Source organism: Mesorhizobium sp. WSM4823 (genome assembly GCF_055811195.1).
Window position 1 is genome coordinate 1 of sequence record NZ_JBVVQL010000029.1, and the last position, 9,852, is coordinate 9,852.

The 9,852-nt window shown below is 62.2% G+C and carries 6 protein-coding genes and 1 pseudogene; 2 read left to right on the top strand and 5 right to left on the bottom strand.

Annotated features, from left to right (window positions below; all coding sequences use genetic code 11):
- The 4 genes and pseudogenes from AC0L26_RS31275 to rpsL form a co-directional block, all read right to left on the bottom strand.
- Window positions 1-77 (bottom strand): annotated as a pseudogene (locus AC0L26_RS31275) (GTP-binding protein); the annotation flags it as partial.
- A gap of 66 nt (window positions 78-143) precedes the next feature.
- The gene (gene fusA, locus AC0L26_RS31280; protein WP_354492404.1) at window positions 144-2,234 is read right to left on the bottom strand and encodes an elongation factor G; all 2,091 of its coding nucleotides are present in this window, start codon (window positions 2,232-2,234) and stop codon (window positions 144-146) included.
- Between the two features lie 30 nt (window positions 2,235-2,264).
- Entirely contained in the window at window positions 2,265-2,735 is a 471-nt protein-coding gene (gene rpsG, locus AC0L26_RS31285; RefSeq protein WP_008875664.1) for a 30S ribosomal protein S7, read from the bottom strand.
- 85 nt (window positions 2,736-2,820) lie between these two features.
- Window positions 2,821-3,192 (bottom strand): 30S ribosomal protein S12, encoded by a 372-nt coding sequence (gene rpsL / locus AC0L26_RS31290; protein ID WP_006333356.1) that lies wholly within the window; start codon window positions 3,190-3,192, stop codon window positions 2,821-2,823.
- 463 nt (window positions 3,193-3,655) lie between these two features.
- Between rpsL and AC0L26_RS31295 the strand changes: the two genes are divergently transcribed.
- On the top strand, window positions 3,656-3,937 hold the full coding sequence (locus AC0L26_RS31295; RefSeq protein ID WP_352930429.1) for a transcriptional regulator: 282 nt from the start codon (window positions 3,656-3,658) through the stop codon (window positions 3,935-3,937).
- Between the two features lie 169 nt (window positions 3,938-4,106).
- Window positions 4,107-5,042: a Gfo/Idh/MocA family protein gene (locus AC0L26_RS31300; protein WP_473636005.1), complete on the top strand. Its 936-nt coding sequence runs from the start codon at window positions 4,107-4,109 to the stop codon at window positions 5,040-5,042.
- Window positions 5,043-5,413: 371 nt separating this feature from the next.
- Here AC0L26_RS31300 and rpoC read toward each other — a convergent pair whose 3' ends face one another.
- Window positions 5,414-9,610, bottom strand: coding sequence for a DNA-directed RNA polymerase subunit beta' (rpoC, locus tag AC0L26_RS31305; RefSeq protein ID WP_354492407.1), 4,197 nt, complete (start codon window positions 9,608-9,610; stop codon window positions 5,414-5,416).
- Between the last annotated feature and the right edge of the window lie 242 nt (window positions 9,611-9,852).

Consider the following 9,852-nt stretch of genomic DNA (forward strand, 5'->3'; position numbering starts at 1 on the left):
GTCTTGCCATGATCGACGTGCCCAATCGTGCCAATGTTCACATGAGGCTTTGTACGCTCGAATTTACCTTTTGCCATGTGATCTCTCCATTCCTGCTCGCCCGTGCGGGCTTTGAATTAAGTTAGCGCTGCAACCCGTTCGGGTTACGCGTATTTCTTCTGGACTTCCTGAGCGACCGCAGTCGGCACCGGCTCGTAGTGATCAAACTGCATCGTGTAGGCCGCGCGGCCCTGGCTCATCGAGCGCAAATTGTCGACGTATTTGAACATGTTGGCGAGCGGCACCATCGCGTTGATCACCACCGCCACGCCACGGGCCTCCTGGCCCTGGATCTGGCCGCGACGGCCGTTAAGATCGCCGATGACGCTGCCGACATAATCTTCCGGCGTCACCACCTCGACCTTCATGATCGGCTCGAGCAACTGCACGCCAAGCCTGGGCGCCGCTTCACGGAAGCAGGCACGGCCGGCGATTTCGAAGGCCAGAACGCTGGAGTCCACGTCGTGGTAGGCACCATCGATCAGCGTCGCCTTGACGCCGATCATCGGGAAGCCTGCGAACGGACCCGAGGTCATGACGCTGTTGATGCCCTTTTCGACACCGGGGATGTATTCCTTCGGCACAGCGCCGCCAACGATCTTGGATTCGAACAGGAATTCGCTGCTTTCCGGATTTGGCTCGAACAGGATCTTGACGCGGGCGAACTGACCCGTGCCGCCGGTCTGCTTCTTATGGGTGTAGTCCTGCTCCTGGCTGCGCGTGATCGTCTCGCGATAGGCCACCTGCGGCGCACCGACATTGGCCTCGACCTTGAACTCGCGACGCATGCGGTCGACGATGATGTCGAGATGAAGCTCGCCCATGCCGGAGATGATCGTCTGACCGGATTCCTCGTCGGTCTTGACGCGGAAGGACGGGTCCTCGGCAGCCAGGCGATGCAGCGCAAGGCCCATCTTTTCCTGGTCGTTCTTGGTCTTCGGCTCAATCGCGATCTGGATGACCGGATCAGGGAATTCCATGCGCTCGAGGATAACCGGATGCAGCGGATCGCAGAGCGTGTCGCCCGTCGTCGTGTCCTTGAGGCCGGCCAAGGCGACGATGTCGCCGGCGAAAGCCTCTTCGACGTCGGCGCGCGAGTTCGCATGCATCTGCAGCATGCGGCCGATGCGTTCCTTCTTGCCCTTGACCGTGTTGTCGACCGAGATGCCCTTGCTGAGCTTGCCCGAATAGATGCGGGCAAAGGTAAGCGAGCCGACGAACGGATCGTTCATGATCTTGAAGGCGAGCATCGACAGCGGCTCGCTGTCGTCGGCGTGACGCTCGATCTCGGCGTCGGTCTTGGCGTCGACGCCCTTGATGGCCGGAACGTCGGCAGGCGACGGCAGGTATTCGACGACGGCGTCGAGCAGCGGCTGCACGCCCTTGTTCTTGAAGGCCGAGCCACAGAACATCGGGTAGAATTTCACCGCGATGGTGCCCTTGCGGATCAGCGCGCGGATCTCGTCATTGCTCGGCATCTTGCCTTCGAGGTAATTCTCGAGCGCCGTCTCGTCCATTTCGACGGCGGCCTCGATCATCTTCTCGCGGTATTCTTCCGCACGTGCCTTGAGGTCTTCCGGGATCTCGACGACGTCCCAGGCAGCGCCCAGCGTTTCGTCACGCCAGACCAGTGCGTTCATCTCGACGAGGTCGACGACACCCTTGAATTCGGTCTCGGCACCGATCGGCAGCTGCATGACAACGGCATGCGCGCCGAGGCGCGAACCGATCATCTCGACCGAGCGGTAAAAATCGGCGCCGATCTTGTCCATCTTGTTGCAGAAGATCATGCGCGGCACGCGGTATTTGTCGGCCTGGCGCCAGACGGTTTCCGTCTGCGGCTCCACACCGGCATTGGCGTCGAGCAGCGCAATGGCGCCGTCCAGCACGCGCAGCGAACGCTCGACCTCGATGGTGAAGTCGACGTGGCCTGGAGTATCGATGATGTTGAAACGGTGCATCTTGCCGTCACGACCCTTCCAGAAGGTCGTGGTTGCGGCGGACGTGATGGTGATGCCGCGCTCCTGCTCCTGCTCCATCCAGTCCATGGTGGCAGCGCCGTCATGGACTTCGCCGATCTTGTGCGACTTGCCCGTGTAGTAGAGGACGCGCTCGGTGGTCGTCGTCTTGCCGGCGTCGATATGCGCCATGATACCGAAATTTCGGTAGTCTTCGATTTTATATTCGCGGGCCATGGGAGGTGCCTCTTCAGTCTCGTTCGCGCTTTACCACCGGTAGTGCGCGAAGGCGCGGTTGGCTTCTGCCATCTTGTGGGTGTCTTCACGCTTCTTGACGGCGGTGCCGCGGTTGTTGGCCGCGTCCATCAGCTCGCCCGAGAGGCGGTCGACCATCGTGGTCTCGTTGCGGTTGCGAGCGGCGGCGATCAGCCAGCGAATGGCCAGCGCCTGACGACGCTCGGGGCGCACGTCCACCGGAACCTGGTAGGTGGCGCCACCAACGCGGCGCGAACGCACTTCCACATGCGGCGCGACATTGTCGAGCGCCTGATGGAAGACGGTGACCGGCTCCTGCTTGGTCTTCGACTGGACCTGGTCGAGCGCGCCGTAGACGATGGTCTCGGCAACCGACTTCTTGCCGTCATACATGACGGCATTCATGAACTTGGTGACGATCAGATCGCCGAACTTCGGGTCCGGGTTGATCTCACGCTTTTCTGCACTGTGACGACGGGACATTTTTTCTCTGCCTCAATTCTGCGTGGTGGCCTGGATCCCGGATCGTCGCACGGCGCCGTCCGGGATGACCTTGGCTACGCTTCGGTCACTTCGGACGCTTGGCGCCGTATTTCGAACGGCGCTGCTTGCGGTTCTTCACACCCTGCGTGTCGAGCACGCCGCGGATGATATGGTAGCGGACGCCCGGAAGATCCTTGACGCGACCGCCGCGGATCATCACCACGGAGTGTTCCTGAAGGTTGTGGCCTTCGCCGGGGATGTAGCCGATCACTTCAAAACCATTGGTCAGGCGAATCTTGGCCACCTTGCGCAGCGCCGAGTTCGGCTTCTTCGGCGTCGTTGTATAGACGCGCGTGCAGACGCCCCGTTTCTGCGGGTTCTGCTGCATGGCCGGGACCTTGTTGCGCTTCACCGGCGCAATGCGCGGCTTGCGGATCAGCTGGTTGACGGTAGGCATTAAACCCTCTTGTCTCTCAATTCCGTGTCTCGCCCGGTCAGGGCCGCTCAAAGCGTCATTTCCATACGCAAATTCGGGCCACAAACCGCGCCTCGCGGTCTTGCCCGAACAAATGGCAGAGGAAGCGGAAGCCGCTTCATGCACGCCGGAAAATGTCTTTTCGCTCGTAAAACGAACCCTGTTTGAGGCAAACTCCAAAGCGTGTCGCTTCGGAAGGGAGAGCCTCACATCGGTTCTGACTGGCCGGCTTCTACTCGCAAGCCTGTTGCCCGTCAACCCCGGAGCACCAAATATTACGCTGTAACCGAGGCTTGGCAGCCATGCGAAAAGCGCATGTAATTTTCTTTCGTCATTTTGCAAGAGGAAGGAAGAAAGTGACCGCGTCTCGGCTGTTGCGCGGCCATGCTTCATGCGAAAAAGAGGCATGAACAGCGCAAATCCCCTCGCCCGGAGGAATCAGCCCGTGAACGACAATGATGAGCGCCCGGTCACCATCATCACCGGCCGGGTATGGAAAAGGAAGGGTGGCAAGCCGGAAGGCGTCCACCTCATGCTGGTCGCGCCCGACGACGATTCGGCGGTACGCCGGGCGCTCGAATCGCTCTCGGCCGAAGGTTACGCCGAGGCGGAGCTCGACCAGATCGGCGACCTCGACGGCGTGCCCGACGAAGAGCCGCATTTGTCGGCTTACCAAGGCGCGCTCGAAGGCGAAGTGTCGATCGTCACCTTCGAGGTGCCAGCCTGAACTAGGGCCAGTCTGAACCGGGCCAGTCCGAAAGAGAGGCAACGGGCGGCGGCACCGCCCCTCGCCTCGGGCGGTCATGTCCGCCTCCGCCAGACTTGCCCGGCATCGGTTCTCTGCTAAGAACCATGCGCTGCTGACAGCCAAGCGCATCCAATCCGCGGAGTTTCCCATGTCCTCGAACAGCAACCCCATCAAGCTCGGCATCGTCGGCGTGGGAAAGATCGTCCGCGACCAGCACCTGCCGGCTCTGGCCAAGGACCAGGCCTATCGCCTCGCCGCTGCCGCCAGCCGGCACGGCAAGGTGGACGGCATCCCGAATTTCCCAACCATCGAGGCGATGCTCGACGCGGTGCCGGAGCTCGAGGCCGTATCGCTCTGCATGCCGCCGCAGTTTCGCTACGACGCCGCGCGGACAGCGCTCGAAGCGAAAAAACATGTCTTCCTGGAGAAGCCGCCCGGCGCCACGGTCAGCGAGGTCGAGGACCTGAAAGCGTTGGCGGCGGCAAACGGCGTCTCGCTGTTCGCCAGCTGGCATTCGCGTTATGCGCCGGCGGTGGAAGCCGCGCGTGCGTTTCTCGGCTCGGCCACAATCAAATCGGCAGCCATCAACTGGAAAGAGGACGTGCGCCGCTGGCACCCGAACCAGGACTGGATCTGGGCACCAGGCGGCTTCGGCGTCTTCGACCCCGGCATCAACGCGCTGTCGATCGCGACCCACATCCTGCCGACAATGTTCATCACCTCGGCAAATCTCGATTTTCCAGAGAATCGCGCGGCTCCGATCGCCGCACATATCGCCTTCCGTACTTCTGATGGATTGCCGGTGACGATGGAGCTCGACTGGCGCCAGACCGGCCCGCAAAGCTGGGATATCCTGGCGGAGACGGACAAGGGCTCAATGGTGCTTTCGGGCGGCGGGTCAAAACTCGCGGTCGACGGCCGCGTCGTTCATGACGAGCCGGAAGCCGAATATCCGATGCTCTATAGGCACTTCGCCGAGATCGTGCGCGCCGGCGTCTCCGATGTCGATCTCGCCCCCCTACAGCATGTCGCCGACGCCTTCATGCTCGGCAAGCGCAATGTGGTCGAAGCGTTTTTCGACTGAAGCTGCGGAGCTGTAGGGGGCCTTCGCTCCGGTCCTGACCATCTTGTAAGCGTCGCGCCGCCCCTCATCTGGCTGCCGCCATCTTCTTCCCGTGAACGGGGAGAAGGACGCCGTCACCAAAAATTTCGCCAATCTCCGGCGTCGCAGAAAGAGCGCCAAGGGTACGGCCAGCTTTTTTCTCACCGTTTACGGGGAGAAATGCCCGGCAGGGCAATGAGGGGCGGCGCCGGGCGATCGAGATAAGTCGCAACACTCGACGACGCCTCCTCGCAATCCGTCCCCAGCGGCCACAAGTCCCCAACTTCAACACAAACAAAAAAGCCGCCGGGTTGCCCCGGCGGCTTTGTTGCCTGAGATCTGTACCGCCGCGTTTACTGCGCGGCGTTGACCATGTCGGTCAGCATCGGGTCGGCGACTTCGGCGCCCGATGCCTTGCGGCGCTCGTCGATGATCAGTTCGTCGCGCGAGGTGGCGATGCGCCGGATCTGGCTCATCGTGCCGCCGGTGCCGGCCGGGATCAGCCGGCCGACGATGACGTTTTCCTTCAGCCCCTGCAGCATGTCGGTCTTGCCGGCAACCGCCGCTTCGGTCAGCACTCGAGTCGTCTCCTGGAAGGAGGCGGCCGAGATGAAGGACGGCGTCTGCAACGAGGCCTTGGTGATGCCGAGCAGCACCGGCTGGCCTTCGGCCGGCTTCTTGCCGTCCTCGACCAGGCGCTCGTTGACCTCTTCCAGCTCGATCACGTCGACGTGGTCGCCCGGAATGTAGGTCGAGTCGCCCTGCGTAGTGATCTCGACCTTCTGCAGCATCTGGCGAACGATCACCTCGATGTGCTTGTCGTTGATCGACACGCCCTGCAGGCGGTAGACTTCCTGGATCTCGTTGACGAGGTAGGACGCAAGCGCCTCCACGCCCTTGATCGCCAGGATGTCGTGCGGCGCCGGATTGCCGTCGAGGATGTAGTCGCCCTTCTCGATGACGTCGCCGTCCTGGAGATGGAACGGCTTGCCCTTCGGGATCAGGTATTCGACCGGCTCAAGCGTCGAATCATGCGGTTCGATGATGATGCGGCGCTTGTTCTTGTAGTCGCGGCCGAAACGGATCGTGCCGTCGATCTCGGCGATGATGGCGTGATCCTTCGGACGGCGTGCCTCGAACAATTCGGCAACACGCGGCAGACCGCCGGTGATGTCCTTGGTCTTGGCGCTTTCCATCGGAATACGCGCCAGCACGTCGCCGGGGCGAACCTGTGCACCCGGCTCGACCGAAAGAATAGCCTCGACCGAGAGCAGGAAGCGGGCATCGCCGCCCTTCGACAGCTTGCCGACCTTGCCCTTGGCGTCCAGGATGGCAATCGCCGGCTTGAGGTCGTTGCCGCGTGGCGTCGAGCGCCAGTCGATGACCTCACGCTTGGTGATGCCGGTCGACTCGTCGGCCGTTTCCTGAACGGAGATGCCGTCGACCAGATCCTCGTACGACACCTTGCCCTCGATCTCGGTGAGGACCGGGCGGGTATAGGGATCCCACTCAGCGATGCGCTGACCACGCTTCACCTTGTCGCCATCGTCCACGAAGATGCGCGAACCATAGGTGACACGGTGCGTAGCGCGCTCCTTGCCGGCCTCGTCGAGGATCAGCACCGCCATGTTGCGGCCCATGACCATCTGCTGGCCGTCGGAGTTGCGCACCACGTTGCGGTTGCGGATCTCGACCTTGCCCTCATAGGAGGCTTCAAGGAACGACGAATCCACCACCTGGGCCGTACCGCCCATGTGGAAGGTACGCATGGTGAGCTGGGTGCCCGGCTCGCCGATCGACTGCGCCGCGATGACGCCGACAGCCTCGCCCTGGTTGACCGGGGTGCCGCGGGCCAGATCGCGTCCGTAGCAGACCGCGCAGACACCGACCCTGACGTCGCAGGTCAGCGCCGAGCGGATGCGGACCGACTGGACGCCGGCCTGTTCGATCTGCTCGACATCGCGTTCGTCCATCAGCGTTCCGGCCTTCACCAGAACCTCACCCGTGACCGGATGCGTGATGTCGTCGAGCGACGTGCGGCCGAGAACGCGCTGGCCGACGGAAGCGACGACCTGGCCGGCATCGACGATCGGCTGCATGGTGAGGCCCTTGTCGGTGCCGCAGTCGACGGAGTTGACGATGCAGTCCTGCGCCACGTCGACCAGACGACGGGTGAGGTAACCCGAGTTCGCCGTCTTCAAGGCGGTGTCGGCCAGACCCTTGCGGGCGCCGTGGGTCGAGTTGAAGTACTCGAGCACGGTCAGGCCTTCCTTGAAGTTCGAGATGATCGGCGTCTCGATGATTTCACCGCTAGGCTTGGCCATCAGGCCGCGCATGCCGGCAAGCTGGCGCATCTGGGTGGGCGAGCCGCGCGCACCGGAGTGCGACATCATGTAGATCGAGTTCATCGGCTTTTGACGGCCATTGTCCTCGAACTCGACCGCCTTGATGCGGGCCATCATCTCGTCGGCGACCTTTTCCGAGCACTTGGCCCAGGCGTCGACGACCTTGTTGTACTTCTCGCCCTGCGTGATCAGGCCGTCATTGTACTGCTGCTCGTATTCCTTGGCCAAAGCCTCGGTGTCGGACACCAGCTTGATCTTGGCATCGGGGATCAGCATGTCGTCCTTGCCGAACGAAATGCCGGCACGGCAGGCGTGGCTGAAGCCGAGGGCCATGATGCGGTCGCAGAAAATGACCGTCTCCTTCTGACCGCAATGGCGGTAGACGGTGTCGATCATCTTGGAGATGTTCTTCTTGGTCATCTCCTGGTTGGCGGTCTCGTAAGGCACATTGACGTTCTTCGGCAGAAGCTCGCCAATGATCATGCGGCCAGGCGTGGTGTCATAGATCTTCGACACGACATTGCCTTCGGCATCGACCGAGCGGAAGCGCCCCTTGATCTTGGCATGCAGCGTCACCGCCTTGGTCTCGAGCGCGTGCTGGAGTTCGCCCATGTCGGCAAACACCATGCCCTCGCCCGGCTCGTTCTGGTTGACGATCGAGAGATAGTAGAGACCCAGGACCATGTCCTGCGACGGCACGATGATCGGCGCGCCGGAAGCCGGGTGCAGGATGTTGTTGGTCGACATCATCAGCACGCGGGCTTCGAGCTGTGCTTCCAGCGACAGCGGCACGTGAACCGCCATCTGATCGCCGTCGAAGTCGGCATTGAAGGCCGTGCAGACCAGCGGATGAAGCTGGATCGCCTTGCCTTCGATCAGGATCGGCTCGAATGCCTGGATGCCGAGGCGGTGCAGCGTCGGCGCACGGTTCAGAAGCACCGGATGCTCGCGGATGACCTCGTCGAGGATATCCCAGACTTCCGGACGCTCCTTCTCGACCAGCTTCTTCGCCTGCTTGACCGTCGAGGAATAACCCTTGGCGTCGAGGCGGGCATAGATGAAGGGCTTGAACAGTTCGAGCGCCATCTTCTTCGGCAGGCCGCACTGGTGCAGCTTGAGCTCCGGACCGGTCACGATGACCGAGCGGCCGGAATAGTCGACGCGCTTGCCGAGCAGGTTCTGACGGAACCGGCCCTGCTTGCCCTTGAGCATGTCCGACAGCGACTTCAACGGGCGCTTGTTGGCGCCGGTGATGACGCGGCCGCGACGGCCGTTGTCGAACAGTGCGTCGACGGCTTCCTGCAGCATGCGCTTTTCATTGCGCACGATGATGCCGGGCGCACGCAGCTCGATCAGCCGCTTCAGGCGGTTGTTGCGGTTGATGACGCGGCGATAGAGATCGTTGAGATCGGACGTGGCGAAGCGACCGCCGTCCAGCGGGACAAGCGGACGCAGGTCCGGCGGGATCACCGGAACCACCTTCATGATCATCCATTCCGGACGGTTGCCGGACTCCATGAAGTTCTCGACGACCTTGAGCCGCTTCAGATACTTCTTCTGCTTCAGCTCGGACGTGGTCGAAGCCAGTTCCGAACGCAGGTCGCCGGCGATCTTCTCCAGGTCCATGCCGGCCAGAAGGTCGTGGATGGCCTCGGCGCCGATCATGGCGGTGAAGCTATCCTCGCCATATTCGTCGACTGCGATCATGTACTCTTCCTCGCTAAGGAGCTGGTGCTCCTTCAGCGCGGTGAGGCCGGGCTCTGTGACGATGTAGTTCTCGAAGTAGAGGACGCGTTCGATGTCCTTCAGCGTCATGTCGAGCAGCGTGCCGATACGCGACGGCAGCGACTTCAGGAACCAGATATGGGCGACGGGCGCGGCCAGCTCGATATGGCCCATGCGCTCGCGGCGAACACGCGACAGCGTGACTTCCACGCCGCACTTCTCGCAGATGACGCCCTTGTACTTCATGCGCTTGTACTTACCGCACAGGCACTCATAGTCCTTGATCGGGCCGAAAATGCGCGCGCAGAACAGGCCATCGCGCTCCGGCTTGAAGGTGCGGTAGTTGATGGTCTCCGGCTTCTTGATCTCGCCGAACGACCAGGACAGAATCTTCTCAGGGCTGGCGAGCGAGATCCGGATGGAATCGAACACCTGCGCAGGCGCCTGGGGATTGAAGAGATTCATGACCTCTTGGTTCATGCCGTTCTCCTTTTCGGGGTCCTCGAAAACCCCTTGCATCTAGGGCGAGCCAAACGCCCGCCGACTTGGTCGGCCACCGGCCGAAGAAACTTCTTGTTTGAGCATGATCTTGGCCGAAAACCGGTAACCACTTTTCGGGATCGTGCTCGGCGTTGGGGGGGGGGGGGGGGGGCCCCGCCGCCCCGGGTTAGTTGTGACGCGCGCACGCCCCCCCCACGCCCCGCCACCCGCGGGCGGAGGAG

Bases quoted from the DNA above. Each gene is read 5' to 3' on its own strand.
- fusA (WP_354492404.1), bottom strand. From the start codon at position 2,234: ATGGCCCGCGAATATAAAATCGAAGACTACCGAAATTTCGGTATCATG.
- rpsG (WP_008875664.1), bottom strand. From the start codon at position 2,735: ATGTCCCGTCGTCACAGTGCAGAAAAGCGTGAGATCAACCCGGACCCG.
- rpsL (WP_006333356.1), bottom strand. From the start codon at position 3,192: ATGCCTACCGTCAACCAGCTGATCCGCAAGCCGCGCATTGCGCCGGTG.
- AC0L26_RS31300 (WP_473636005.1), top strand. From the start codon at position 4,107: ATGTCCTCGAACAGCAACCCCATCAAGCTCGGCATCGTCGGCGTGGGA.
- rpoC (WP_354492407.1), bottom strand. From the start codon at position 9,610: ATGAACCAAGAGGTCATGAATCTCTTCAATCCCCAGGCGCCTGCGCAG.